Source organism: Frankia sp. R43, assembly GCF_001306465.1.
In the GTDB taxonomy this organism is placed as follows: Bacteria; Actinomycetota; Actinomycetes; order Frankiales; family Frankiaceae; genus Parafrankia; species Parafrankia irregularis.
In genome coordinates this window covers 186,916-212,521 of record NZ_LFCW01000006.1, presented here as the reverse complement: position 1 = coordinate 212,521, position 25,606 = coordinate 186,916, and the positions used below count along the sequence as shown (strand labels likewise).

The window sequence follows — 25,606 nt, the reverse complement described above, 5'->3', positions numbered from 1 at the left end:
GCGCTGTCACGGAGCCATCGACCAGCGCCGGAGGAGGCAGCGACGACGACAGCCCGGCACCGGCCGGGGCCGGTCCGTTTGGGTACTGGTCCCGGAAAGTAGCGACATCCGGCGCCTGGAGCTACCTAAGCTGGATCTGAGGCCGAGAGCCAGGGCCTGCGAGGGGAGTGGCGCGGTGACCAGCACTCGCCCGTCCGGTAGGGCCTGTCATGTCGCGATCGTCGGCGTGCTGTTCGCGGGGGCGCTGGCGGGGTGCGCGCAGTCGGGCGCCGACACCTCGAGCACGGGCGCCCGGCCGGCCGCCGCGGCCGCCGCCGCTGGCCCGTCGCCGACGGCGCCGGCACCGGCGTCAACGCCTGCTCCGACCGGCGGGACCGGCACGACCGGCGGGACCGGCACGACCGGCGGGACCGGGGCGGGCTCGGCGGCCACGCCCGGAACCGCCGCCACCGGGCCGGCCGCAGCGTCGACGGGGCTGCCCGTCTCCGGTCTGCCTTCGGTGGCGCCGTCCCCGGTCTTCCTGGGCGAGGCGTGCATCCCGGATCTCGATGTCAAGCCCGCAGTGGCCGTCAACGGCCTGCTCCTCTACTGCGTTCCGGCACCGGAGCCGAAGGTCGCGGGAGCACAGGTGGGCAGTGCCGGTCGTTGGTCCCCCGAGACGCCTTCGCAGTCGGCGCAGGCCGGGCCCCAGCCCGGCAGCGAGTGCGACCCCGACGACGTCGGGAAGATCGTCCAGGGTGCGGGCGGGCGGCCGGTGTCCTGCCTGCGCGAGTCCGACGGCGGAATGCGCTGGGCGGACGTCTCCTGAGGGACGTCTCCTGACGGGCGTGGGTGCTCAGGTCCGGCGCCGGCGACCCACGACCGTGCGCCAGTTCGTCAGGCCGACCAGCGCCAGCCCCGCCGCGGTGGCCAGCACTCCGAGCCCGCCGACCACGCTGCCCTGGGTGACGGCGACCGCCGGACCACCGACGAGCATGATCACCCCCAGGCCGGTGGTCACCCGGTGGCGGTGGCGGGCGGCGTCGTCGACAGCGGCATAGAGCAGCCGGGTGACGGTGCGCACCACGAAGGCGGCCGGGCGGAAGGGCCACGGCAGCGCGTGCAACGACGCCAGCCACGCGGTCAGTACGGCCAGGGTCTGGGCGACCAGGGAGACGAGAATCCGGCTGTTCGGCCGGTCGGTCAGCCGCTCGTCCGCGACGTGGCAGAGCCGCAGCACCCGGTCGGTGTCGGCGGGATCCACCCGGTCGACGGCCGGTTCCGCGGAACCGGCAGCACCGGCAGAGCCGGCAGCACCGGCGGCTTTCGTGGGCACCGCGTCGAGGAACTCCCGGTTCCGGCCCACCGCCGCGCCCGTCTCCCTGATGTCCGCGCGGACCGCGGTTGCGACGCTCACCAGCTCACCGGCGGCGATCTCGCGCTGGATGCCGGCGGCCACCCACGCCGCGGTCTCCGGCAGGACGGGCGGTACCGGGGCAGCCGGGTCGTCGAGCCAGGCCAGCTCGGCCAGCACCGGCTCGGTCACCGGCGTCGACGCGATCGTCGACAGCGCCGCGACGAATCCGGCCAGCCAGCTCTCGCCGGCGGCGGGGTCGCCATCCGCGCGCTCCACCGCCAGGTCGCGTAACCAGACAAGCCGCCGCGGGTCGAGCAGGATGCGGACCAGCCAGGCAGCGCCGTCCAGGCGACCCCACATCCAGTCGTTCGCGCGCCAGGACGACTTCGCGAACGCTCCGAAGGAGCCGAGCGCGAGACCGGTGAGCTTGCGATGCGCGTCGGAGCGGGCCGGATCGAGATCGCATCGGATGTCCGAGCTGACCTGGACCAGCTCGACCGGCTGGTCGATGACGTCGGCACCGGTCAGCGTGCGGGTGACGAGGTGGAGGTCGAGCAGCGCGATCGCGGCCCGCTCCCGGTCGGCCGGGAGGTACCTGATGAAGTCCCGCAGCCCCTGGGCAGCTCGCTGACGCCGGGCTGCCAGGCTCAGGCCGGTCCGACGGCCGCGTGGCGGTGGTGGCGCGAGCAGCGCGGCCGACACCAGCCGGCCGTCGGCCACCGCGGTCCGCGGCCGGTCGCCCGGAGCGTCGCCGTCGCTGTTGCCGTCGCCGTCGCTGTTGCCGGAGCGGGCCACGATCCGGTCCAGCAGGCCGCGCAGGCTTTCGGCGAGCGAGCTCAGCGTGCTCCAGGCGAGGGTCAGATCGGTTCTGCTGGTCTGCGCGTCGCCGGCGCCGCGCAGCCAGCGCCTGGCCGCCTCGGCGACAACCGCGTCCGATGACGCCCCGGCGAGGTCGCGCAGGGTGTGCCGGACCACCGTGAACGCGCCCCTGTTCGCGGGCGTCGACGGAAGCGGGAGCAGCTGGGCTCCGGCCTGTTCCCGCGGCGCGACGACGGCGCCGTGCACTCCCCGGGCGATGGCGCTCAGCGCCCGGCGTTCGTCCGGATCCGTCGTCAGGACGTAGCCCTCGTTGATCATGGAGATCAGCGTGCCCTTGACGGCGTCCACCGCGGGGCGGCCCAGCCGCCACAGCTCGCCGAGGTCGCGCGCCCCCGGCAGTCGGTCGGGGAACTCCGCGGTCGCCGCGTTGACGGCCGCCAGCCGGAGCTCGGCGCGTCCGCGAGCGTCGGCGAGCCGCCGGGCCGCGTCGGCGGGTACGGCGTCCGGCGGGGTCGGGGCCGTGAGCGAGTCGATGACGATCCGGTCGAACGTGTCGATGACGAGGTCGGCCGCGCGGTCGGCGATCTGCGCCCGGTAGGTGGTGTAGACGTCCTGGTCGGCGAGCCGTGGCCCGCCGGCCGGGGCGAGCCGGGCGAGCCGGCGCCGGCTTGTCCGCAGCCCCCGCACCGCCTCGTTGTGCGCCCTGATGCGGCGCAGGTCCGTCGAGATGGACTGGTTCAGCGCCGCGCTCAACGCACCGAGCAGGGTGTCGGCGGCGGACGGGGGGGATCTGTCGGCTGGTTCGTCGGCGGCGTCGGCGGCGGCGGCGTTCGCCCCGTCGGCCCCGTCGGCCCCGTCGGCCGGCGGGTTCGGCGCCGGCACCACATACGTGAGCACGCGGCGGACCTGCCGCCCCCGCGTGGGCCGGTCGAAGATCTCCTGCAGTGCCGGCCCGAGCGGACGGTTCACGAGGATGCCGCCGTCCGAGCCGTGGAAGTCGCCGGCCGCGTTCACATGGTCGGCCATGTCGGGATGAGCGCTGTCCGGCGAGTTCCGGACCGGGATGTAGGCCGGTTCGAAGGCACCGGGGAAGGCCGCGCTGGCCCGGGCCGCAAGCGCGAGGCGGGCCGCGCCCTCGGGATCGGCGAGGTCGTCCTCCCCGAAGACGAACAGGCCACGGTGGTCGCGGTCGCGGACGAGACCGCCGAGATCGTCCGGCCAGCGGCTGGTCTCGCCGCGAAGGATCGTGGTGGTGATGAACACCGAGGTCGGCCGGATCGTTCGCGCCGAGTGGGCCCGTGGTCCGTGGTTCGAGACCGGCGTGCCGGTCCCCGGGCGCGGGTCGAGGCTCTGCAACGCGCTGCGCAGCGCCGGCAGCATGACCTCGTCACCGCGCAGCAGGGACGGGAAGCTGTGTGCGTCGGGCCGCCGCATCAGCTCACGCAGCGAGCCGAGCTGGATCCACAGGTCGCGCAGCGGGCCGAGGTCGGTGTCCTGCACGTTCGCGTAGCCCAGCAGTGCCACGTTGATGCCACCCGCCGAGGCGCCGGCCAGGACGTCCACCGAGACCTCGAGGTCGAGGGCCGCCAGCAGGGCGGCCCAGCGGGTGGCGACCGCCGTGTCGGTGACAGACCAGCCACGGGCGCCGGCGACGGCCGGGTCATCCTGGTGGGCCCGTGCGGCGGTGAGGAGATTGATCTCGCGCGCGACACCGCCCATCCACACGGCCAGGCTCGCCCCGCCGGTCATCACGACCGCGAGCCGGATCTCCTGCGTGGTCCCTTCGTCGAACTCGTCCGTGTGCTCTGCGTTGCCCCCCGTCATGGTCGCAAGAGTAGACGTACCGGAAATGGGTGACACGGTGTGCTTTCGCAGATCTGCGGCCGACTGTGGGCCCCCTGGCTGTTTCGTCCTGGGATCTTCTTCCCGTGATGGTTACTCGCGGGTAGCATGGGCATCACCTACCAGCGAGTAACTACGTCCGCGCCGCTCACGATCAGGCGGTGAGGTCGAGGGGAGGAACCGTCCATGGGTCACTACCGGAGCAACCTTCGGGACATCGAGTTCAACCTGTTCGAGGTGTTCGGCGTGGACCGGGCGCTCGGGACCGGGCCCTTCGCGGAGATGGACCGCGACACCGCCCACGAGGTCCTGGCCGAGATGGAGCGGGTCGCCTCCGGCCCGATCGCGGAGTCGTTCGCGGACGCCGACCGGCACCCCCCGGTGCTGGACGCCGCCACCGGCGAGATCAGCCTGCCCGAGTCGTTCCGCAAGTCCTACCAGGCGATCCTCGATGGCGAGTGGTTCCGGCTCTTCCTCCCGCCGCACCTTGGTGGCATGGGCGCCCCGCCCACCATCGCCTGGGCGTCCGCCGAGCTGATCCTCGGCGCGAACCCGGCCGTGTTCATGTACATGGCAGGCCCGACCTTCGCCGCGATCCTGGAAAGCATCGGCACCGATTGGCAGAAGAAGTTCGCGCGGTGGGCGATCGAGCGGCACTGGGGCGCGACCATGGTGCTTACCGAGCCGGACGCCGGCTCCGACGTCGGTGCCGGGCGGGCGAAGGCCATCGCGCAGCCGGACGGGACCTGGCACATCGAGGGTGTGAAGCGATTCATCACCAGCGGTGACTGGGACGTCCCGGAGAACATCTTCCACCTGGTGCTCGCCCGTCCCGAAGGGCACGGCCCCGGCACCAAGGGCCTGTCGATGTTCCTGGTCCCCAAGTTCATGCCGGATCCGGAGACCGGTGAGCTCGGCGCCCGCAACGGCGCCTACGTCACCAACCTCGAGAAGAAGATGGGCCTGAAGGTCTCCGCAACCTGCGAGCTGCGCTTCGGTGAGCGGGAGCCGGCGGTCGGCTGGCTGGTCGGCGACGTGCACGAGGGCATCGCCCAGATGTTCCGGGTGATCGAGTACGCCCGGATGATGGTCGGGACGAAGGCCATCGCCACCCTGTCCACCGGCTACCTCAACGCGCTGGAGTTCGCCCGCGAGCGGGTGCAGGGTGCGGACCTGCCCCGGTCGACGGACAAGAGCGCGCCGCGCGTCACGATCATCCACCACCCGGACGTCCGCCGGATGCTCATGCTGCAGAAGGCCTACGCCGAGGGCATGCGCTCCCTGGTCCTGTTCACCGCGACGTACCAGGACGCGGTGGCGCTCGCCGCGGCCCGCGGCGAGGCGAACGAGGCCGCCGAGCGGATGAACGACCTGCTGCTCCCGATCGTCAAGGGCGTCGGCTCGGAACGCTCCTACGAGCTGCTGGCAACCTCGCTGCAGGTGTTCGGCGGCTCCGGCTACCTGCAGGACTACCCGATCGAGCAGTACATCCGGGATGCGAAGATCGACACCCTCTACGAGGGGACGACCTCCATCCAGGGCCAGGACCTGTTCTTCCGCAAGATCGTTCGGGATCAGGGGCAGGCGCTGACCTCGCTGTTCGGCCAGATCCAGGAGTTCGTGAAGGGCGACGCGGGCAACGGCGCCCTGCGCTCCGAGCGGGAGGCGCTCGGAGCCGCGCTGGAGGACGTCCAGGCGATGGTGACGAAGCTGGTCGGCTTCCTCACCAAGGGCGCCGAGGACCCGGCCCAGGTCTACCGGGTCGGCCTGAACACCACCCGGCTGCTGATGAGCCTGGGCGACCTCATCATCGGCTGGCTGCTGCTGCGCGGCGCGGAGGCCGCTCTGGTCGGCCTGGCGGGCTCCTCGTCCGAACGGGACCGTGCCTTCTACGAGGGCAAGGTCGCGGCCGCTCGCTGGTTCGCGGCGGACGTCCTGCCCGAGTTGCACACCCGCCGGACGACGCTGGAGAAGACTGGCCTCGGGCTGATGGAACTGGCCGAAGAGGCCTTCTGATCCGCTTCCGCCGGTTCGTCTGATCGCCGATCCGCCCGTGGTGGCCTGATGCCACTGCGGGCGGATCTTTTTGTCCCTGGTGCGGGGGCCGAGCCCGGGGTGGTTCCGCGGAACCGCACCCACCCGTCGGGGCGGTACTGGCTGGCGCCGCCATCCCAGTCCGGCGCCGCGATCCCGGTCGGAGTGGGCTGTGGTCGTGTCGGAGTTGTGAAAACTGTCGGTGGTCGGGGTGACGATGCGTGGGTCCTAGAGCGACGACACCCCTGGCCCGGTGACCCCCATGATCGACGCTTCTGCTGCTGTCACCCCCGACGCTCCCCCCGACCCCGCTCCCACCGACCCCGCCCCGACCGACCCCGCCCCGACCGGCCCCGTCCCGACCGGCCCCGTCCCGACCGGCCCTGGCACGGCAGCGCGTCTGCCGCCCGCCGGTCTCCCGACGGACCTGCAGGCCGCCCCGATCGGCGAGTTGGAGACCGCGATCTGTCAGTGGGCGGGTCGGATCGCGGCCGCGACCTGCACCTGGCTCGGGCTGCTAGCCGTGTTCGACCGGCGTTCCGGCTGGTCCGGGATCGGGATGCGCTCGTGCGCGCACTGGCTGTCCTGGCGATGTGGCCTCAGCCCTCGCCCGTGAGCACCTCGCGACCGCGCACGCTCTCGAGCGGCTTCCCGCGATCCGGGCCGCGTTCGCCGCGGGAACGCTGTCGTACTCGAAGGTCCGCGCGATCACCCGGGTCGCCCGCCCCGAGACGGAACAGACCTGGCTCAACCACGCCGAACACTGCACCGCCGGCGCCCTGGAAAATCTGGTCCGTGCCTACCGGCAACGCAGCGCCGATCCCGACGACCGGGCCCGCACCCGGGCCGCCCGCCGGGTGTCCTGGTGCACCGATGAGGACGGCGTGGTGCACCTGACCGCGGTCCTCCCGGCAGATGAGGGCGCCCAGCTGATCGCCGCTATCGAAGCCGCCCGCGACAGCCTCACCACCACCACGAAACCAGCCACCACGAAACCAGCCACCACACCCGGCACCGCGGAACCGCGCACCGCGGAGGAACACCCCCACCCGAAACCACCACCGGAGTCGGAGTCGGATCGGCAGCGTGACGCCGACGGCCTCGTCGCCCTCGCGGAAAGCTTCCTGCACCACGGCGCACCCGGGCTTGTCCACCCCGCGCACGCCCTCGTCCTGCACCTGCGCCCCGCCGACCTGCAACCCATCACCGGCCATGGCGTCAGCAGCACCGGCGGCGGAGGCGCCCCGGCCACGCTGCCCCCGGCGGTCCTGCAACGCCTCGGCTGCGACAGCCTCGTCCAGGCGATGCTCGTCGATCCGCATGGCAACCCCCTGCGCCTCGGCCGCCGCCACCGTTTCCCCACCAGCCGGCTACGCACCGCCGTCCAGGCCCGTGACCGCGGCACGTGTCAGTACCCGGGCTGCGACCACACCCGATGGCTGAACATCCACCACCTCACCGGCTGGGCCGACGGTGGCCGCACCGATCTCGACAACCTCACCCTCGTCTGTGGCACCCACCACCGTCACCTCCACGAGGAGGGCGTCGTGCTCTGCAGAACCCCCGACGGAACGATCATCGCGCTGCTCTCCGACGGCCGTACCCTCCTGCCGGCGCCATCCGTCACGCCTGGGGAACACCCCGCCGCCACGCTCGCCGGTGAAACCGGGCACGTCGCACCAGACGCCGTCACCACCCGCAACGGCGGCCGGCTCAACCTCGGTGAATCCCTCTTCGTACTCCTCCAGAACCACCCCGCCGCCTAGCGGCGTGGCTGGCTCAGGTGGTGCGCAGCGGCGGGAAGGCCTGGTCGAGCTCGTTGCGCATGTCCCGCTTGAGAATGTCGTCAGCTTCGGAGGATGACTGCCCCTCCAGCAGGAACCGGGCCACTCGAAGCGTCAGGTCCACCCGCTCGGCCAGGTTGAGCGCCCCGTTGAACCGGCCGCTGGTGCTGGCGGAGGTCAGTACCTTCGCGACGAACTCGTCGGCGGCCTGCAGAGCCTCCACGCGCGTCATGCGTTCACCTCTTCGTGGCGGAAGTCGAGCCGGATGCCGGGTGTGAGGCGCAACCGTACCAGGAGGGATACCTGTCTCCGTTGTGCACCCCTATGCGTCCGTTGTTCCCGAGGGGGTGTATGAGGCGATGCGCGAAGTTCAGGGCCCTCAGCTCCAGGCCAGGGCGACCACGGGATCGGCGAGCATCGCGCCGACATCGGCCAGCACGGCCGACCCGAGCTCGCCGTCCACCACCCGGTGGTCGAAGGTGAGGGCGAGCTGCGCCACCGTGCGTACGGCCAGTTCGCCGCGGTGCACCCAGGGCGTGGGCCTGATCGCGCCGAGCGCGAGGATCGCGGCCTCACCCGGGTTGAGGACCGGCGTGCCGGTGTCCACACCGAAGACACCGATGTTGGTGATGGTGATGGTGCCGCCGGAGAGGTCGGCTGGACGTAGTCGGTCCGCCCGGGCGGCCTCGGTGAGCGACTGCAGGGCACGGGCCAGCCCGGGGAGGTCCAACGACCCGGCGTCGGGGATGTTCGGGACCACCAGACCGCGCGGCCCGGCGACCGCGATGCCGAGGTTGATCTCCGGCCGCACCCGGATCTCCGCGTCCTCGCCGGCCGCCCCGTCAACCCAGGTCGCGTTGATGAGCGGGTGGCGCCGGACGGCCGTGATCAGGGCCTTCGCCACGAGCAGCAGCGGGGTGACCCGAACTCCGGCGAAGTCGGGCAGCGCCGTGATGCGCTCCCTCGCCGCCACGGCCTCCGTGACGTCGACGCTGAGGAACTCGGTGGCGTGCGGCGCCGTGAACACGCTGGCGGCCATTGCCCGTGCCATGGTGCGTCGGATGCCGGTGACCGGGATCCGCCAGGCACCGGTGGCCGGGTCGAAGCTGGCGTCGTCCGGGATCGCGCCGGGCACGCGTCGTGTGGTCTCTTTGTGTCCGTTCGGCGCCGGGGGCGCGGCGGGTACCAGGGGTGCCGAGGGGGCCGGGGGTGCCGCGGAGACGAGGCCGACCGCGGCAGCCGCTGTGCCCCGCGCCGCTGCCGATTCGACGTCCGCCCGGCTGATCGAACCCGCGGGGCCGGTGCCGATGATGAGGGAGAGGTCCACACCCAGATCACGAGCGAGCTTGCGCACGGGTGGTTTCGCGGCCGCCCGGCCCGAGCGCGCCGGCGATGCGGCTGCCGCAGGCGCGGCTGCCGTTGACGCCGCGGGCGCGCCGCCGTTCGCGGACTCGTCGCGCTGGCGACGCCGACGGCGGCGCTCCGGCTCGGAGCTGCGCGGACCATAGCCGACCAGCATCGGGGTGCGGCCCGTGGCCATCGACGCTCGGCCTGCGGCGCTGCCCGGCCCGGCGCTGCCCGGCCCGCCGCTGCCTGACCCGGCGCTGGCCGGCGCGGTGGTGGCGTCCCCGGCCTCCCCGGAGCGGGACTCCGGCAGGGACGCCGCCGGTGGCCCGGCCAGCGCCCCGGCCGACGGCTCGTCGCCCGGGGCGTCGATGGTCAGCAGCGGTGCGCCGACGGCGAGCTCGCGGCCGGCCTCGCAGTGCCGCTCGACCAGCACACCGGCGAACGGGGAGGGGATCTCGACGACGGCCTTCGCCGTCTCGACCTCGACCAGGGGCTGGTTGACGGTCACGGTCTCGCCGACGTCGACCAGCCAGCGGACGATCTCCGCCTCGGTGAGGCCCTCACCGAGGTCGGGAAGACGAAACTGTCGATGGGGCACCGGCGATCTCCCTCAGTAGCCGAACGTCCGGTCCACGGCATCGAGGATGCGGTCGACGTCGGGCAGGTAGTGGTCCTCCAGCCGGGCGGGAGGATAGGGGGTGTCGAACCCGGTCACCCGTAGCACCGGTGATTCCAGGTGGTAGAAGGCCTGTTCGGTGACCCGGGCCGCGATCTCGGACGAGAGTGACACGTTGGACGGCGCCTCGTGCACCGCCACCAGCCGCCCGGTGCGGCGGGTCGATTCGATCACCGGGCCGAGGTCGAGCGGTGACAGCGAGCGGAGATCGATGACCTCCAGCGAGCGCCCGTCCTCCTCGGCGGCGACGTCGGCGGCGTCCAGGCAGGTGCGGACCATCGGCCCGTAGGCGACCAGGGTGGCGTCCTGGCCGGAACGGACCACACGTGAGGTACCCAGATCGGTGCGCAGATCTGCCGGGAGGTCGGCCAGCGGTGTGGTGTCGACCTCGCCCTTCTCCCAGTACCGGCGCTTGGGCTCCAGGAAGATCACCGGATCGTCCGAGGCCACCGCCTGTTGGATCATCAGATGGGCGTCCGCCGGGTTGGAGCAGGTGACGACCCGCAGCCCGGCGGTGTGGCAGAAGTACGCCTCAGGTGACTCGCTGTGATGCTCGACCGCGCCGATGCCGCCGCCGTAGGGGATGCGGATCGTGACCGGCAGCCTGATCCGGCCGCCCGAGCGGTAGTGCAGCTTCGCGAGCTGGCTGACGATCTGGTCGAAGGCCGGGTAGACGAACCCGTCGAACTGGATCTCGCAGACCGGGCGGAAACCGCGCATCGCCAGCCCGATCGCCGTGCCGACGATGGCCGACTCGGCCAGCGGCGTGTCGATCACCCGCTCCTCACCGAAGAGCTCCTGCAGCCCGTCGGTGATCCGGAAGACGCCGCCCAGCTTGCCGACATCCTCCCCCATGATCACGGTCTTCGGGTCGGCCTTCATAGCCTCCAGCAGACCGGTGTTCAGGGCCTTCGCCAGGGTCAGCGTGCGGCGGACGCTGGCGCTGGCCGTGGGCGCCACAGGGGGAGGCTCCTGGGGACTGTCGTCAGGGCGGTCGGCGTGACCGTCGTCCGAGGTCCGCATGGTCAGGTCGGTCGTCAAAGCAGCGCTCCCCGAAGACTCACGAACGCGGCGCGCTCGGCGGCAACCAGATTGTTCTCCTCAACCTGCACATGATCGAAAACGGCGTCGCCGGGCGGGTCGGGCAGCGCGAGGCACCGGGCCCGCAGGTCGGCGGCGGTGGAGTCCGCCTCCGCGGCGATGCTCGCCTCCAGGTCGTCGGTCAGGACGCCCCTGGCACGCAGATGCGTCCGCAGCCGGTCGATGGGGTCGCGTCGACGCCAGGTGGAGAGCTCGTCCGCCGGCCGGTAGCGGGACGGGTCGTCAGCGGTGGTGTGCGGATTGATCCGGTAGGTCAGTGCCTCGACCAGCACCGGACCGGCTCCCGACCGGGCCTGGCGCAGGGCCCACCGGGTGACGGCCAGGGTGGCGAGCACATCGTTGCCGTCCACCCGCACGCTCGGAAAGCCGAAGCCGCGGGCGCGCTGGTAGATCGGCACCCGGCTCTGCCGCCGGTACGGCTCGGAGATCGCCCACTGGTTGTTCTGGCAGAAGAAGACCAACGGCGCGCCGAACACGCTCGCCCAGCCGAAGGCCTCGTTCACGTCGCCCTCGCTGGACGCACCGTCGCCGAAGTAGGAGATGACCGCGCCCTCGCCGCCGTCGCGGGCGACGCCCATCGCGTACCCGGTGGCATGCAGCGTCTGCGAGCCGACGACGATCGCGTAGAGCGCGAAGCCGTGCTCGGCCGGATCCCAGGCGCCGAGCGAGGTGCCCCGGAACAGCCCGAACAGCTTGAGCGGGTCGACGCCCCGGCACCAGGCGACGCCGTGTTCCCGATAGGACGGAAAGGCCATGTCGGCGGGTTCCAGGGCTCGCCCGGAGCCGACCTGGGCGGCCTCCTGGCCACGCAGGCTCGCCCACAGTGAGAGCTCGCCCTGACGCTGCAGGGCCGTTCCCTCGTCGTCGAGGCGACGCACCACGGTCATGTCCCGCAGGAGGCCGACCAGGTCATCGTCGGTCACCTCGGCGACGAATGCCTGGTACTCGGCCTCGGGACCGGATCCCGAGGTGGTACGCCGGCCGTCCGGGGTGAGCAGCTGCACCAGCTCCGTCACAACGGCAAACGATAGCCCTCGTTCGGGCGCTGGCAACCCGGCGCGGCGCCGCGGGCGTACCGGCCGGTCGCTACGAGTGACCGCGGATGGCCTCGATACGGTGACCGCGTGAGTGACCACGCGAGCGCCGCCTCCGCCCCCACCCCCGTCTCCGCCGCTGCCCGGCCGCCGGTCGAGGCGAGGCTTGGCAAGGTCGGCGTCTGGAGCGGCCAGTTCGACTTCTCGCCGGCCGGCACCGTCCGCGAGGCCGTCGCGGAGCTGGACGACCTGGGCTACTCCACACTGTGGACGGGCGAGGTCAAGGGCCGCGAGGTGCTGGTGACCGCCGGCCTCATGCTCGCCGCGACGCGCCGGATGACGATCGCGACCGGCATCGCGCAGATCCTCGCCCGCAACCCGCTGACGATGACCGCCGGCCAGCTCGCGCTCGCCGAGGCCCACCCGGGGCGGTTCCTGCTCGGGCTCGGTGTCTCGCACGCGGAGCTGATGAGCATCCGCGGCGCGACCTACTCCAGGCCGCTCGGCCAGATGGGGGCCTACCTCGACGAGATGGACCGGATGGCCGCCGAGCAGTACCGGGCCGTGCCGCCGGAGGGCACCCAGCCGCGGGTGCTGGCCGCGCTCGGCCCGAAGATGCTGGAGCTCGCCCGGGACCGCGCGGACGGCGCGCACACCTACTTCGTGCCGCCGGAGCACACGGCGGCGGCCAGGGCCGTCCTCGGACCCGGCAAGCTGCTGGTGCCGGAGCAGGCGTTCGTCCTGTACCCGGACGCGACCGAGGCGCGGGAGCTGGCCCGCCGCCACACCGGGTCCTACCTGCGCCTGCCGAACTACACCAACAACCTGCGCCGCTACGGCTTCACCGACGGAGATTTCACCGATGGCGGGTCAGACCGCCTGGTGGACACGATCGTTCCCTGGGGGGACGTCGACGTCCTGCTCGGGCGGGTCAAGGAGCATCTGGACGCCGGAGCCGACCAGGTGGCCGTCCAGGTGCTCGACTTCGACCGCCGTGGGTTGCCGCGGCGGCAGTGGCGCGAGCTGGCCCCGGCGCTGCTGTCGCTTTAGCCGGCGGCCGCCGGCTCCCCAGGTAGTGTGGCTTCCGCTCGGGAATTCTCGTGGGGCGGGAGTCACGAAGATGGTCGGTGGTCGGGGGCGCGACCGACCCAGACCGATCTCCGGTCGTGGTCGACGATTCAGGGAAAGCTGGGGTGTGCCCCTCCTGGGCGGCTCCGTTCTCGCCGCCGTCACCTGCGTGGTCATGGCCACCTTTGGCCTGCTGGGCGCGGGTGACGGCAATGGATCCTCGGTTGCCGGTGATGGCTCGGTGCGGGCCGGCGCGGTGATCCCGCCGGCCAGCCTGCCCGCCACCCCCGAATCATCCAAGCCGGCCGAACCGGCCGTGGTCGGAAACGGCCCGCGGCAGCCCACCGGAAATCCGGTGCGTATCGCCTTCGGTGGCGATGTGCATTTCGAGGGGTCCTCGCGGCAGCGACTCACGCAGAATCCGGAAACAGCGGTCGGCCCGATGGCGCAGAATCTCGCCGGCGCCGATCTCGCCATGGTCAATCTGGAGACGGCGGTGACGACGGGCGGCACACCGGCGGCCAAGACCTACGTCTTCCGGGCGCCGCCGACAGCGTTCACCGCATTGCGCGGCGCCGGCATCGACGTCGTGAACATGGCCAACAACCACGGCATGGACTACGGGCAGGACGGCCTCGCGGACACGCTGCGCAGCGCCGGTGAGGCGCGCTTTCCGACCGTCGGGATCGGCACCGACGACACGTCGGCCTACGCCCCGTACCTGACCACGGTGAACGGCCAGCGAATCGCGATCTTCGGCGCCACCCAGGTTCTGGACGACGAGCTCGCCACGGCGTGGACGGCCGGTCCCGGCAAGCCTGGCCTCGCCTCGGCGAAGAACGTCGAACGCCTCGCCGCGGCCATCCGCGCGGTTCGACCCACCGTCGACACCCTGATTGTCTATCTGCACTGGGGAACGGAACGGGAGACCTGCCCCAACCAGGCCCAGCGCAGCCTGGTCGCCCCGCTCGTCGCGGCCGGCGCGGACGCGCTGATCGGCGGGCACGCGCATGTCCTGCAGGGCGCGGGGTGGAGCAGCGACGGTGCCTATGTCGCGTACGGCCTCGGTAACTTCGTCTTCTACGCGTCGGGAACCGGGCCGAACACCGAGACCGGGGTTCTCGAGCTGACGTTCCGGGGCCGTGCGGTGACCGCGGCGAACTGGGTTCCCGGTCGGATTGTCGACGGGGCGCCGAGCCCGCTGACCGGAACCGCCGGTACCCAGGCCCTCGACAAGTGGAACAGCCTGCGTGGCTGCGCCGGGCTCACGGGCACCGCGCCCTGGTGATCCCGTACCGCCCATTGGGGTAATTCTCCGCTCCTGGACGGCCGACTTTCACACGCTCTCCGGTAACTTGGCCGGCGGGAAGCCATGAAACGTGCTGGATTTTGTTTCTCCGCCGTTTCCGCCGTTTCCGCCGAAGGTCCGCTCCACGGATATCTGCGAACTTTCTCGCTGATGTCCGCCGGCTGTCGGCCGCCGGTTTCCCGCGCCCAGTCCAGGTAGCTACGGGAGCGTCGTGTCGCGAACCGCGCAGCAGCAAAGGCACCGTCACCGTCACCATCACCGCCGCCGGGCGACCGGCCCGCGCCGGAGATTCCTGGCCGTACTCGTCCTTCTCGCCGGCAGTGGCCTGCTGACCCTGGGGGGATCCACCCCCGCGTGGGCGGCGGACACCACCCAGTACGCCGGCGACACCACCCGGGGCCTGGGCGTCGCCGTCCCCTTCGAGGGGCTCACGGACCAGAACGGAAACCCCGTGCCGATCTCGGGCGCCGTCGGCGTCGACCTGGTTCTCGGCTCGACCCAGCAGCCCTACCTGCCCTGCCAGAACTACAACCGGGCCACCGGCACCGGCGACACCTACGTCAACGCCTGTCAGGAGCGCGGCAGCTACGCGACCTACACGCGCTTCGCGACCGGCAAGGGCCTCATGTTCCCGCACGGCTACTTCATGGGTGACAGCCAGCCCGACCTCGTCCACGGCGGCACGCTCAACACCAGCTGGGGCAGTCGCACGGCCGGCCTTTCCTTCGAGTTCTACCCGCAGCTCGACCGGGACCCGGAGTTCGTCCACTCGCGGTTCTACATCGACGCATTCGGTCACCATGCAAACGGCTGGACGTATTCGGCCTGGGTTGGCCGCATCAAACTGGCAACCCTGAACGATCCGGGTACGGCCCGTGTCGGTGGGCGGCTTACGGACGGCGGCCGTGCGCCGGCGAAGGACCGGGTCAAGTTCCTTATCTTCGGAGGTAACGCCGAGTCCTCGAGCGGCTATCCGATCTCGTCGTTCGCCGTCTTCACGAGCTCCGGCGCGTCAACCTGGGACAGCGGCGCCATGTACGCCGGCCCGCAGCGCATAACGGTTACCGACACCGCGACCAACCGTGAGTGCGTCATCGATCTCAAGGGAATCAGCGGGCGCAACAACACCCTCGATCTCGACCTGTCCCAGCCGGGATTCGGCGCCCCGGGCGCCGTCTGTCACTGACCTCACGGACCTCACTGGCCAGACCGACCTGACCGCGGGCCGGGCTCACAGCGTCTCGGTGGGCCCGGCCGCGGTGCATTCCGCGCAGGTTCCGTAGATCTCGACGGTGTGCACGACCTCGGTGAAACCCTCCGCGCTCGCCACCGACGACGTCCAGGCCTCGATCTCGGGGCCGGCGATCTCCACGGTGTGACCGCAGTGCCGGCAGACCAGGTGATGGTGGTGCGCTTCGGTGGTGCAGCGCCGGTAGACCGTCTCCCCGTCGTCCCGGCGTAGGACGTCCACCTCGCCGCGCTCGGCGAGCACCTGCAGATGCCGGTAGACCGTTGTCAGGCCGACGGACTGGCCTGACAGGCGCAGGCGGGCATGCAGGTCCTGCGCGCTGGTGAAGGCATTCGTCGCCGCGAGCGCGGAGGACACGGCGTCACCCTGCCGGGTCGCCCGGACGGAGGCGCGCCCCTGGGCGGTGCGCCTGCCCGCGGAGCCCCCGGGCGCACCGGAGCCGGATCCGTTCGCACGCTGCTCTGACGCGCGCGGCTCTACCGCGCCCTGGTCGGACGCTGCTGACGTGCCGCCTGAGCCGCTCGGGCCGCCTACGCCGCTCGTGCCGCTCGGGTCGCCTACGCCGCTCGTGCCGCTCGTGCCGCTCGTGTCGTCTGTGGCGCCCACCCGGTCGCCTTCCACCTTCGCCACGACATCCACTCTCTCATCTACCCGGCTCGGCTGGAGTGCGCGCGAACCACCCAGTCGCGACCGAGCGCGTGACATTGACAACGGTTTTCATTTTGTGCGACCGTGGGTGACGTTGTTGGCGCGATCAGTCGCCGTACCGTGCGTCTCACCGGAGGTCCCAGATGTCGTTGACCGTCACGCCCGAACTTGTCGAGGCCGCGAACGCGGACCAGCTGACGGACGAGGAGTTCCTCGCCTGTGTGCGGGCCTCCCTTCCCTTCGCGTACGAGCTGGTCGAGACGCTGGCCGCCGAGCTGTCGGCACAGGGCACGGCACAGGGGCCGGCGCAGGTCCCGACGCAGGCTCCCGCCCGCGTGTTCGTCGACAACCAGGTACCGCCGCCGGACGATGCCGCCAGTGGGCAGCTGCTGCGGGCGATGGCAAGTACGTCCATCCGCACCGCGCTCGAGCGGCACTTCGGCGTGGCGTTGGCGTTCCAGAACTGCCACCGGGTCGCCGTCTTCCCGCCGAATGCGGTCGGTAGCCCGCAGCACCAGGCGTTTGTCTCGTCGCGCGCCCAGGTGCTCAACCAGCGCCCGGAATTCGTCAACTGCTGAGGCCAGCCCCCGCTGTGCCGAGCTGACCGTGACAGGCGCTGAACGCGCAGGTGAGGACAGACGCGGGGCCCTGCCCACGCTCCCGTAGTCTTTCCGTACTGTTTGCGTTCAGTCTGTGCCGATCATGGTTCCGGCACGCCATCGGGTGGCGGGGGTGGAAGTTGGCGGGACGTCCGGTCTGGCTACGGACGGGGTTCCGGCCGATCGCGGAACCGCCGCTGTCGCCGGCGGCGACCGGCGCGGCACTGGTCGGTGCTCTCACGCTTGTCGTCGGATGTGTGCTGGTCGGCGGCTCGGAGGAGCACGAGGTCATGGCGACCGCGGCTCCGGCGGAGGCCGCGGTCGACACCTCGGAGCTGACCAGCTGGTATCAGTCCACCCAGGGGCTGCGGGCAAGCATCGTCACGACCGTCGCGGCGGCCCGGGGCTACCTGGAGGCCCAGGACGGCGCCGGGCTTCAGCCGCGGTGCACCCAGCTGGCAGCGGAGACCAAGGCCGCGAACAGGCTGCCTGCCGGCCCGGACCCGCAGGCCAACGGAATGTTCACCGGCGGGATCGAGCGCTACGCGGCCGCGGCGCAGACCTGTGCCCACCTCTTCGACGGGACCCAGGTTCCCCTGGCGGAGCTGCAGTCCCAGCTGAGGACGGCGTTGGCGGACGGCGACACGTCCTGGGAGTCGCTGTCACTGCACACAGGTCTGCCCTTGGCCCAGGCCGGGAGCTCGTCGGTGACGTCCGCCGGCTCGGGTGGTGGCACCGCGGCCGCGGGCGGCGCTCCGGCGACGTTGCGCTAGCGGCTCTCGCGACCGGTGCCGCGATCGGGTGCGGCCATGTCGCCCGTTCCGGGCGTGCCGTCGGCGAGGCCGTAGCGCAGGTACACAGTGCCGGTCGGGCTGGCCACGGGCGGTTCGAGGAGGGTGACGTTCGTGGGCACTGCGCCACCGTCGAACACCTTCTTCCCGACGCCGAGCATGACCGGGTGCACCCAGAGGTCGAGCCGGTCGAAGAGCTTCTCGCGCAGGAGGGTCTGCACCAGGTTCAGGCTTCCGACGACCTTCACGTGCTCGTGCCGGTCCCGGATCTCCCGCACCGCGCCGGCCAGATCCGGGCCGAGCCGCGTGGACCCGGCCCACGAGAGGTCGGGCCGGCCGCGGGAGGCCACGTACTTCGGGACGCTGTTGAAGAGCGTGGCGATCCCGCCGTCCACGCCGCTCTCCTGATGCGGCCAGTAGGCGGCGAAGATCTCGTACGTCCGCCGGCCGAGCAGGAGGGCGTCGGTGCCCTCGTACGCGGCCATGACCTGAGCCCCGGCGACCTCGTCCAGCAGGGGCGCCTGCCAGCCGCCGAACGGGAACCCCACCGGGTCCTCGTCGGGGCCGCCGGGAGCCTGCCCGACGAGGTCGAGGGTGGCGAACAGCTCGATGTGGATGAGGCCCATGCCCAGCTCCTGATGAATCCGATGTCTCCGTCAGGAGGTAGACCCGCGGCGGCCGGCAGACTCATCGCTGGCGGCGGGCTGGCAGCGGGCCAGGACCCGTAGCGTGCCGGTCAGCTCGAAGTCCTGGGTCTGGGTGGGGCACCACCCGCGCTGGCGGGCCTCGTCCAACGCACGCTCGGTGCCCCGCCGGTCGTAGGCGAGGACGAACATCAGGACGTGGCTGTTCGGTCCGGGAGCCTGGCGGCTCAGGGCGCGGTCGACGCCCCCGTCCCCGATCGCGGTCAGGAAGACCGTGGCGGAGAGCGGAATCCGCGGTTGGGCGGAACCGGCGGTGCCCGCGGTGGTGACGGCACCGTCCTGGCTGAGCTCCATGCCGTAGAGCCAGCCGGCGCGGGCCAGCCTGCCGCCGACCAGCACCAGATCGCCCGGCCGGTACAGGCTGCGGGCGGTCAGAGTGGCGTCGACCATCAGGTCGATCGGCCGGCGGTCGGCGCGCTCCACCCACATCGGCTTCAGCCCGGTCGCCCCGGCCACCGGGACGGTGAGCGCGGCCAGCAGGATCACCAGGTTCGCCGGGATCAGCAGCTTCGCCACGGCCGACGTCCGGTTCCACCGGGCACGGGCCGGCGACCGGGCGAGAAGCGAGCGGGCGGGAAGCGAGCGGGCGAGAGCGGCCGCGCCGACCGCCGAGACGATCGTGAGCAGGGGAACGAGGAACGTGTTCGGCCGTACGGCGCCGAAGGGCCAGTACCGCCAGGCACTCGCCGCGAGGACCATCAGCTCCGCGCCGCCGACCGCGACGAGCAGGACCCGGCCGTCCGCGCGCCGGGCCAGCGTGATCGCGCCGGTCACGAAGGTGATCGCGACAGCGCAGCCGAGAACGACGACCAGCGCGTCGGTTGAGTCGGTCAGCGGGTGAACGAGGTTCGGGTCGTAGCGATCGCTCCCGGGCGGCGCGCCTGCCGCCGTCGCGGCGAGCTGGCCGATGACGAAACGCGCCGCCTCCAGCGGGCCCCGGTCGGCGAGAAAGTGGTCGTTCCAGAAGGTGCTCGCCCGCTGGCCGGACTGGTGCGTCACGAACAGCAGCGCGTGGGCGCCGCTGATCGCCACCGCCGGAGCGGCCCGACCGGCCGCACGCACCGTCTCCCCCAGAAGCGCCCGTGGGCCGCGTGACCTGAGCTGGCCGCGGTTGGTCCACAGCGGCCGGGCGGCGTCGTGGACGAACAGCGGAACGATCAGGAACAGGGCGGGGAGCGAGAACACCGCGAGGACGCCCGCGACCACCCGCCGCAGGATCAGCCGCCGGGTGGGCAGCGTGGAATCCATCCACAGGCCGACCACGGCGACCGCGCAGGCGGCGTCCAGGGTGTAGGGCTTGATCTGGGAGGCGAGGTCGACCATGGTGCCGGCGAGGGTGACTGCCAGCGTCGCCCCGAGGGCCGCGGGCCGGGAGGTGAGGCGGCAGGCCAGTAGCCAGGTGCCCACGGCGAGCGCCACCAGCGGGACGGCCGAGGGCAGCCGCAGCGCCCAGGCGTGCCAGCCGAACACCTCGCCGCACAGCCGGACCAGCGCGAGCGACCCGAGCGAGGACGGTGCGTTCGCCACCCCGAGCTCGGACCAGAAGCTCCCGACGGGCTCGCCGGCGAAGTGCGGGCGCCACAGCTCGTCGTACCAGAGGGGCAGGCGGAAGCGCTGCCACAGCACGGCCTGCACCGCGACGGCGATCGCGGCGACCCCGACCCCGACCACGGCCAGCGGTCGATTACGTTCTGTTACTGCCGCAGGTTGTTGATCGGGGGCTCGATGGCCCGATCGTGCCGTTGTTTCACGTGTGTCCGTGCGCTCCAGCGCCGGGCCGGCCGACGCCTGTGTCTGTTCCACCGGTTGTCCACAGGTTCTATCCACAGGGCGTGGTCCCTTGTGGACACCGCCGCGATCCGCTGCCGCCTCGCCAGCCCGACCCAGCCTGGTCCGGCCTGGTCCAGCCCGACCCAGCCTGGTCCAGTCCGGTCCAGCCCCGTCCAGCCCGGGTAGGCCGGAGGTGCTCAGGTGCGAGCGTAGGCGCCCAGGAATCGCTCGATCCGACCGATGGCATCGGTCAGGTCGTCAACGCAGGGCAGCGTCACGATCCGTACATGATCTGGATCCGGCCAGTTGAATCCGGTGCCCTGTACCAGCAGGATTCGCTCGGTGCGCAACAGATCCAGAACGAAACGCTCGTCATCCCGGATCGGGTACATCTGCGGGTCGAGCCGGGGGAACGCGTAGAGCGCTCCGCGCGGCGGAACGCAGGAAACGCCCGGAATGTCGTTGAGCAGCTTCACGACCGTGTCGCGTTGTTCGTGCAGCCGGCCGCCCGGCAGCACGAGATCGCCGGCACCGCCGCCTTCGGTGAGTGCGGCCTGCAGTGCGAACTGGCCGGGAACGTTCGCGCACAGGCGCATGTTCGCCAGGATGTTCAGGCCCTCGATATAGCTGGTGGCGTGCTCGCGGGGCCCGGAGAGCACCATCCAGCCGGAGCGGAAGCCCGCCAGCCGGTAGGACTTGGACAGGCCGTTGAAGGTCACGCAGAACAGGTCCGGGGCGAGCGCGGCGAGCGAGTGGTGCTCGGCGTCGTCGTAGAGGATGCGGTCGTAGATCTCGTCGGCGAACAGCATCAGGTTGTGCCGGCGGGCGACCTCGATGATCTCCTCGAGCACCGGGCGGTCGTACACCGCACCCGTGGGGTTGTTCGGGTTGATGATCACGATGGCGCGGGTGCGAGATGTGATCTTGCTGGTGAGATCGTCGATGTCCGGGTTCCACCCGGCGGACTCGTCGCAGCGGTAGTGGACCGCACGCCCACCGGAGAGGCAGACCACCGCCGTCCACAGCGGGTAGTCGGGCGCCGGCAGGAGCACCTCGTCGCCGTCGTTCAACAGCGCCTGCAGCGACATCATGATCAGCTCGGACACGCCGTTGCCGAGGTAGACGTCGTCAGGTCCGATGCCGGTCAGGCCCTTGCCGACCGAATACCGGACGACGGCCTCGCGTGCGGGGAGAAGGCCCTTCGAGTCGCTGTAGCCCTGTGCGGCTGCCAGGTTGTCGGCGACCGCGGCGAGCACCGAAGGCGGCGCGGAAAAGCCGAACGGACCGGGGTTGCCGATGTTCAGCTTCAGGATGCGCTGGCCTGCGGCCTCCAGCCGGATCGCTTCTTCGAGGACGGGGCCTCGGACGTCATAGCAGACGTCAGCGAGCTTGTCGGACTGGGCGAACTCCATAGTGACCAGCGTAGATGCCCTGTCGAAGGATTTTCAGACGGCTACCTTCCGGGCGAGCTCGTTCACCTCCCGCGGGTGGCCGCGGCGATCACTTCGGTCGGTGCGTCCGGTGCGTCCGGTGCGTCCGGTGCGTCCGGTCCGTCCGGTCAGGGTGGCGCTCAGCGGGACGGAGGCGACCAGCACCGCCACGACGGTCAGGACGATGGCGCCGCCGGCGGCGACGTCCCACTGCTCGCTGACGGCTAGGCCGGTCACACCGCAGAAGATGGCCACCGCGATCGAGACCGCCGTCATCGTCGAGGTGGACGAGCACCACAGGCGGGCTGTGGACGCCGGCCCGACGATCAGTGCCACCGCCATGATCGTGCCGACCGCGGGCAGTGAGGTGACGACGGCCGCCTCGACGAGCAGCAGGAGGACCAGGCCCAGCGTTCGCTGCGGGTACCCGGCGGCGGACAGCGCGGTCGGGTCGAAGGCGGCGAGCACCAGCTCCTTGCGCAGCGCCACCAGCACGGTGAGAACGGCGAGCGCGGTGACCGCGCTGACCGCGAGATCGCTGGTCTGGACGGTGAGGACGGACCCGACCAGGAAGGCGCTGAGGTCGCGGTTCGATCCGTCCTCGGCCGACATCAGCGCGACGCCGAGCGCGAACCCGGCGGAGAGAACGACCCCGGTCACGGTGCTGATGTCCCGGCCGCCCCCGGAGCCGCCCCGGTCGGCCGCCGCGCCGCCCCCGGAGCCGGTGCCGGTGCCGCCGCCCGCCGTTGCGCCGGTGCCGGCCGCGCCGCCCGCCGCCCCGACGACCATGACCACCGCGAGGACGACCAGCACGCCGAACAGGCCGGCGCCGAGCACCAGATTCATCCCGATCAGCGAGGCGAGGACCACCCCGGGAAACGTCGCGTGGGTCAACGCCATGGTCAGGAAGCTGAGCCGGCGCAGCACGACATGAACACCGACCGCACCGCAGAGCACTCCGACGATCACGACCTCGGCGAGGGCCCGTCGGATGTAGTCATCCCCCAACGACTCCAGCAGGGCCATCAGGCACCTCCGGACGCGACAGTCGACGTCGCCGAGGCCTGCCGGTCAGGGGGCGACTGTGACCGCGGCGACTGCGATCGCTGGGACGGCCGGGACCGCTGGGACCGGGCCCGTCCCGTGAACTGGCGCAGCGCGCTCCCGGCGAAGGCGAGCGCATAGGCCGCGACCAGCACGAGCACGACCGTCGCGCCCGCCGCGAGCCGCACGCCATGGTTCACCGAGGCCTCGTAGCTGGCGACCAGCCCGAGCCAGCCGCACAGCGGGCCCAGCAGGACGGAGATCACCAGAATGGCGGTGAGCCGGCCGGTGATCAGCCGGGCCGCCGCCGCCGGGATCACCACCAGCGCGATGACCAGAACCGTCCCGACGGCGCGGACCGCGGCGACGACCACCAGCGCGATCACGAGGTTCAGGAGGAGGTCGAGCAGCCACACCGGATAGCCCGCAGCACGCGCGCCCTCGGGGTCGAACGCACGCAGCAGCAGCTCCTTGCGAGCCAGCGCGAGCACCGCGGCGGCCACCGCGGCGGTCACCGCCGTGACGGTGATGTCCGTGGTGTCGACGGTGAGCAGACGGCCGAAGAGGAAGCCGGTCAGGTCCGAGGTGTACGACTCCCGGCGCGAGACGAGGACGACACCGACCGCGAAGGAGCCGGTGAGCAGCATCGCCATCGCCGCGTCCTCGCTGATCCTCCGGGTTGAGGCCAGCGCGGTGAAGCCCGCCGCGGCCACGGCCGCCACCACCAGCGCACCCGGGACGATTCCGGAGGTGCCACCGATCATGAACCCGACGACGACACCGGGAAAGACCGCGTGGGTCAGCACATCGGTGAGGAAGGCCAGCCTCCGCAGCATCACCAGCACCCCGACCCCGGCGCTCACGGCGCCGAGCAGCAGGATCTCGATCAGCGCGCGGAACATGAACGGCAGCTCGAACGGCGCGATGAACAGATCGGTACCGATCATGCCCGGGTCACGCCGATCATGTCCGGGTCACGATGACGCCTGCCCCGCCGATCTCCACTGCGGCACCGCCGTAGGCCTCGCGCAGCTGGTCGGGGGCCAGCGCCCGGGTGGCCGGGCCGAACGCGATCTGGCGGCCGTTCAACAGGCACACCTGGTCGCTGATGGTCTGGGCGAGTGCCAGGTCATGGGTCGAGACGACCGTCGCCGTGCCGGTGCCGGCCAAGGTCGCCAGCGCGGTGAGCAGGGCCTCCTGGGAGACGACGTCCACCCCGTTGAAAGGCTCGTCGAGCAGCAGCAGGCGTGGCTCGGCCGCGATGGCGCGGGCGAGCAGGACGCGCTGGCGCTGCCCGCCGGAGAGCAGGCCGAAGCGGTCCCGGCTGCGGTCGGCCAGCCCGACGGCCTCCAGCGCGGCCTGGGCCGCCGCGCGGTCCGCTCGGCCCGGCCGGCGGATCCAACCGATTCCGCGGTAACGGCCCATCAGGACGACCTGGCCGACCGAGATCGGGAAGTCCCGGTCGAGGGTGTCGGCCTGGGGCACGTAGGAGACCTCGCGGCGCGCGGCCGCCGGTGCCCGGCCCAGCACGGTGATCGATCCGGAGCTCACGGGGAGCAGCCCGAGCACGGCCTTGATCAGGGTCGACTTGCCGGCGCCGTTGGGCCCGATGAGCGCCAGCGTCCGGCCCTGGTGCAGGGCGCCGTGCACGCTGTGGAGCACCGTGGAACGGCCGTAGGCGATCGCCGCGTCATCGAAGGCGAGCGCGGCGCCGGCGGAAGCGTGGTCGCCGACGGGAAGCCGGTCGCCGGCGGGCGTCTGTTCGCCTGTGGGTGGTTGTTCGCCTGCGGGCGTCAGGTCGCCGGGCGAGGGCGGGACATCCGTGCCCGCCTGCTCAGGTACCGCGACGACGGGAGCGCTGGTCGGGCCGCTCACCGGAGTGCGTCGACGATCGTGTCGGTGTTGTGGCGCTGAGCTTCCAGATAGGTGGCGCCGGCGGAACCGGCCGGCCCGAGGGTGTCCGCGTATAGTGCGTCCTCGCCCGAGATCACGCGGACGCCTGCCTCGCTACCGATCGTCTGCGCGGTTCGCGGCGGAAGTGACGATTCGGAGAAGACGGCGACGGCGCCCGAGGCCCGGATCTTCCCGACGATGTCGTCGATGGACCGGCCGGAGAGCTCGGCGGAGGTGTCGAAGCTGGGAATGATCGAGCCGACGAACTCCAGGCCGTACCGCTGCACGTAGTAGCCGAAGGAGTCGTGGTTGGTCACGAGCTTGCGGTGGGCCACCGGAATGCTGTCGATCTCGCGCTGGGTCTCGCTGTCCAGCTCGTCGAGCTTGGCACGGTATGCCGCGAGATTGGCCTGGTACTCCGCCGAGCTCTCGGGATCAACGGCGGTGAGGCCCTTCTCGATGTTGCCAACCATGATCTTCACGTTGCGGGGGTCGTGCCAGATATGTGGATCGCCCTCTTCGTGGTCCTCATGCTCGTCGTGCGCCTCGGCCGCGGCGGCCTCTTCGGAGTCGTCCGGATGGCGGATCGTGACCCCGTCGGCCATGACGACCTCGGTACCGTCGAAACCGCTCGCCGAGATCGCGTCGTCCAGCCAGCTCTCCAGCCCCACCCCGTTCTCGATCAGGAGATCCGCGTCGGCGATCGCCGCGAGATCGGCTGGGGAGGGCTCGTAGTCGTGCGGGTCCACCCCTGGCCGGAGGATCTGCGTGACCTGGATACCGTCGCCTCCGATGGCCCGCGCGAAATCGGCCGCATAGGTCGTGGTCGCCACGACGCGTGGAGCCGACTCCCCTCCGCCCGCGGAGGACCCCGCGCCGGAACCGCCGCAGGCCGCCAGGCCCGCGGTGAGTGCCGTGGCGACCACGGAGGCGGTGAGGCACGCCCGCCGGGCGGTCGCGGGGCGACGCTTCGATTCTCTTCCGACCGCGGCACGGAGTGAGGCGGGGCGCATGGGAAAATGAAAACGGTTGTCGATCCGGATGTCAAATCAGCGTGGATCGCCGGATCACCCGGAATCTCGCGCGAATGCCGCGGGCTGGCTCTGACCCGCGAGCAGAACCGGCACC

The 25,606-nt window shown here is 71.7% G+C and carries 21 protein-coding genes and 1 pseudogene; 9 read left to right on the top strand and 13 right to left on the bottom strand.

Annotated elements, in window-relative coordinates; genetic code table 11:
• Positions 1 to 175: 175 nt before the first annotated feature.
• Entirely contained in the window at positions 176 to 808 is a 633-nt protein-coding gene (locus ACG83_RS25455; protein WP_054568782.1) for a hypothetical protein, read from the top strand.
• A gap of 27 nt (positions 809 to 835) precedes the next feature.
• On the opposite strand, the gene ACG83_RS25450 is transcribed toward ACG83_RS25455, so the two are convergent.
• Positions 836 to 3,979: a patatin-like protein gene (locus tag ACG83_RS25450; protein ID WP_054568781.1), complete on the bottom strand. Its 3,144-nt coding sequence runs from the start codon at positions 3,977 to 3,979 to the stop codon at positions 836 to 838.
• Positions 3,980 to 4,183: 204 nt separating this feature from the next.
• On the opposite strand from ACG83_RS25450, the gene ACG83_RS25445 reads away from it, so the two are divergent.
• From ACG83_RS25445 to ACG83_RS25440, 3 genes are all read left to right on the top strand, one after another.
• Entirely contained in the window at positions 4,184 to 6,013 is a 1,830-nt protein-coding gene (locus ACG83_RS25445; RefSeq protein WP_054568780.1) for an acyl-CoA dehydrogenase, read from the top strand.
• 280 nt (positions 6,014 to 6,293) lie between these two features.
• Positions 6,294 to 6,647 carry a hypothetical protein gene (locus tag ACG83_RS46970; protein WP_235498179.1) on the top strand — a complete coding sequence of 118 codons (354 nt, stop codon included), beginning with the start codon at positions 6,294 to 6,296 and terminating at the stop codon, positions 6,645 to 6,647.
• The gene (locus ACG83_RS25440) at positions 6,625 to 7,797 is read left to right on the top strand and encodes an HNH endonuclease signature motif containing protein (protein ID WP_235498178.1); all 1,173 of its coding nucleotides are present in this window, start codon (positions 6,625 to 6,627) and stop codon (positions 7,795 to 7,797) included. Before ACG83_RS46970 ends, ACG83_RS25440 begins: the two co-directional genes overlap by 23 nt.
• A gap of 13 nt (positions 7,798 to 7,810) precedes the next feature.
• Here ACG83_RS25440 and ACG83_RS25435 read toward each other — a convergent pair whose 3' ends face one another.
• The 4 genes from ACG83_RS25435 to ACG83_RS25420 all read right to left on the bottom strand — a co-directional run bounded on the left by ACG83_RS25435 (position 7,811) and on the right by ACG83_RS25420 (position 11,955).
• On the bottom strand, positions 7,811 to 8,047 hold the full coding sequence (locus tag ACG83_RS25435) for a hypothetical protein (RefSeq protein WP_006541825.1): 237 nt from the start codon (positions 8,045 to 8,047) through the stop codon (positions 7,811 to 7,813).
• Positions 8,048 to 8,194: 147 nt separating this feature from the next.
• Positions 8,195 to 9,760 carry a dihydrolipoamide acetyltransferase family protein gene (locus tag ACG83_RS25430; protein WP_054568779.1) on the bottom strand — a complete coding sequence of 522 codons (1,566 nt, stop codon included), beginning with the start codon at positions 9,758 to 9,760 and terminating at the stop codon, positions 8,195 to 8,197.
• A 12-nt stretch (positions 9,761 to 9,772) separates the two neighbouring features.
• Positions 9,773 to 10,720, bottom strand: coding sequence for an alpha-ketoacid dehydrogenase subunit beta (locus ACG83_RS25425; protein ID WP_054569143.1), 948 nt, complete (start codon positions 10,718 to 10,720; stop codon positions 9,773 to 9,775).
• A gap of 155 nt (positions 10,721 to 10,875) precedes the next feature.
• Positions 10,876 to 11,955, bottom strand: coding sequence for a thiamine pyrophosphate-dependent dehydrogenase E1 component subunit alpha (locus ACG83_RS25420; RefSeq protein WP_054568778.1), 1,080 nt, complete (start codon positions 11,953 to 11,955; stop codon positions 10,876 to 10,878).
• A 108-nt stretch (positions 11,956 to 12,063) separates the two neighbouring features.
• Here ACG83_RS25420 and ACG83_RS25415 point away from each other — a divergent pair, with 108 nt between their 5' ends.
• The 3 genes from ACG83_RS25415 (at position 12,064) to ACG83_RS25405 (ending at position 15,536) form a co-directional block, all read left to right on the top strand.
• Positions 12,064 to 13,023: an LLM class F420-dependent oxidoreductase gene (locus tag ACG83_RS25415; protein ID WP_054568777.1), complete on the top strand. Its 960-nt coding sequence runs from the start codon at positions 12,064 to 12,066 to the stop codon at positions 13,021 to 13,023.
• Positions 13,024 to 13,093: 70 nt separating this feature from the next.
• Positions 13,094 to 14,329, top strand: a complete 1,236-nt coding sequence (locus ACG83_RS25410; RefSeq protein WP_054568776.1) for a CapA family protein — start codon at positions 13,094 to 13,096, stop codon at positions 14,327 to 14,329.
• Between the two features lie 232 nt (positions 14,330 to 14,561).
• The gene (locus ACG83_RS25405) at positions 14,562 to 15,536 is read left to right on the top strand and encodes a hypothetical protein (RefSeq protein ID WP_054568775.1); all 975 of its coding nucleotides are present in this window, start codon (positions 14,562 to 14,564) and stop codon (positions 15,534 to 15,536) included.
• A gap of 45 nt (positions 15,537 to 15,581) precedes the next feature.
• Here ACG83_RS25405 and ACG83_RS48060 read toward each other — a convergent pair.
• Positions 15,582 to 16,013, bottom strand: a pseudogene (locus tag ACG83_RS48060) (Fur family transcriptional regulator); the annotation flags it as partial.
• A gap of 377 nt (positions 16,014 to 16,390) precedes the next feature.
• Here ACG83_RS48060 and ACG83_RS25395 point away from each other — a divergent pair.
• A complete protein-coding gene (locus ACG83_RS25395) occupies positions 16,391 to 16,825 on the top strand; it encodes an SCO5389 family protein (RefSeq protein WP_054568774.1) in 435 nt (144 codons plus the stop codon).
• A 161-nt stretch (positions 16,826 to 16,986) separates the two neighbouring features.
• Positions 16,987 to 17,619: a hypothetical protein gene (locus tag ACG83_RS25390; RefSeq protein ID WP_054568773.1), complete on the top strand. Its 633-nt coding sequence runs from the start codon at positions 16,987 to 16,989 to the stop codon at positions 17,617 to 17,619.
• Here the strand turns inward: ACG83_RS25390 and ACG83_RS25385 are convergent.
• From ACG83_RS25385 to ACG83_RS25355, 7 genes are all read right to left on the bottom strand, one after another.
• On the bottom strand, positions 17,616 to 18,263 hold the full coding sequence (locus ACG83_RS25385; protein WP_054568772.1) for a dihydrofolate reductase family protein: 648 nt from the start codon (positions 18,261 to 18,263) through the stop codon (positions 17,616 to 17,618). The two genes, ACG83_RS25390 and ACG83_RS25385, sit on opposite strands and share 4 nt — an antisense overlap.
• A 30-nt stretch (positions 18,264 to 18,293) precedes the next feature.
• On the bottom strand, positions 18,294 to 20,012 hold the full coding sequence (locus tag ACG83_RS25380; RefSeq protein WP_083473553.1) for a hypothetical protein: 1,719 nt from the start codon (positions 20,010 to 20,012) through the stop codon (positions 18,294 to 18,296).
• 296 nt (positions 20,013 to 20,308) lie between these two features.
• Complete coding sequence (locus ACG83_RS25375; protein WP_054568771.1) at positions 20,309 to 21,523, bottom strand: pyridoxal phosphate-dependent aminotransferase; 1,215 nt, start codon at positions 21,521 to 21,523, stop codon at positions 20,309 to 20,311.
• A 33-nt stretch (positions 21,524 to 21,556) separates the two neighbouring features.
• Positions 21,557 to 22,567, bottom strand: a complete 1,011-nt coding sequence (locus ACG83_RS25370; protein ID WP_054568770.1) for a metal ABC transporter permease — start codon at positions 22,565 to 22,567, stop codon at positions 21,557 to 21,559.
• Positions 22,567 to 23,532, bottom strand: coding sequence for a metal ABC transporter permease (locus tag ACG83_RS25365; protein WP_054568769.1), 966 nt, complete (start codon positions 23,530 to 23,532; stop codon positions 22,567 to 22,569). The genes ACG83_RS25370 and ACG83_RS25365 overlap by 1 nt, the downstream gene beginning before the upstream one ends.
• A gap of 16 nt (positions 23,533 to 23,548) precedes the next feature.
• The gene (locus ACG83_RS25360) at positions 23,549 to 24,460 is read right to left on the bottom strand and encodes a metal ABC transporter ATP-binding protein (protein ID WP_054568768.1); all 912 of its coding nucleotides are present in this window, start codon (positions 24,458 to 24,460) and stop codon (positions 23,549 to 23,551) included.
• Entirely contained in the window at positions 24,457 to 25,491 is a 1,035-nt protein-coding gene (locus tag ACG83_RS25355; protein WP_083473552.1) for a metal ABC transporter substrate-binding protein, read from the bottom strand. The genes ACG83_RS25360 and ACG83_RS25355 overlap by 4 nt, the downstream gene beginning before the upstream one ends.
• Positions 25,492 to 25,606: the final 115 nt, after the last annotated feature.

Coding starts and splice junctions, on each gene's coding strand:
- ACG83_RS25385 (WP_054568772.1), bottom strand. CDS start 18,263: ATGGGCCTCATCCACATCGAGCTGTTCGCCACCCTCGACCTCGTCGGG.
- ACG83_RS25435 (WP_006541825.1), bottom strand. CDS start 8,047: ATGACGCGCGTGGAGGCTCTGCAGGCCGCCGACGAGTTCGTCGCGAAG.
- ACG83_RS25370 (WP_054568770.1), bottom strand. CDS start 22,567: ATGGCCCTGCTGGAGTCGTTGGGGGATGACTACATCCGACGGGCCCTC.
- ACG83_RS25445 (WP_054568780.1), top strand. CDS start 4,184: ATGGGTCACTACCGGAGCAACCTTCGGGACATCGAGTTCAACCTGTTC.
- ACG83_RS25450 (WP_054568781.1), bottom strand. CDS start 3,979: ATGACGGGGGGCAACGCAGAGCACACGGACGAGTTCGACGAAGGGACC.
- ACG83_RS46970 (WP_235498179.1), top strand. CDS start 6,294: ATGATCGACGCTTCTGCTGCTGTCACCCCCGACGCTCCCCCCGACCCC.
- ACG83_RS25355 (WP_083473552.1), bottom strand. CDS start 25,491: ATGCGCCCCGCCTCACTCCGTGCCGCGGTCGGAAGAGAATCGAAGCGT.
- ACG83_RS25425 (WP_054569143.1), bottom strand. CDS start 10,720: ATGAAGGCCGACCCGAAGACCGTGATCATGGGGGAGGATGTCGGCAAG.
- ACG83_RS25365 (WP_054568769.1), bottom strand. CDS start 23,532: ATGATCGGTACCGATCTGTTCATCGCGCCGTTCGAGCTGCCGTTCATG.
- ACG83_RS25375 (WP_054568771.1), bottom strand. CDS start 21,523: ATGGAGTTCGCCCAGTCCGACAAGCTCGCTGACGTCTGCTATGACGTC.
- ACG83_RS25395 (WP_054568774.1), top strand. CDS start 16,391: ATGTCGTTGACCGTCACGCCCGAACTTGTCGAGGCCGCGAACGCGGAC.
- ACG83_RS25410 (WP_054568776.1), top strand. CDS start 13,094: ATGGTCGGTGGTCGGGGGCGCGACCGACCCAGACCGATCTCCGGTCGT.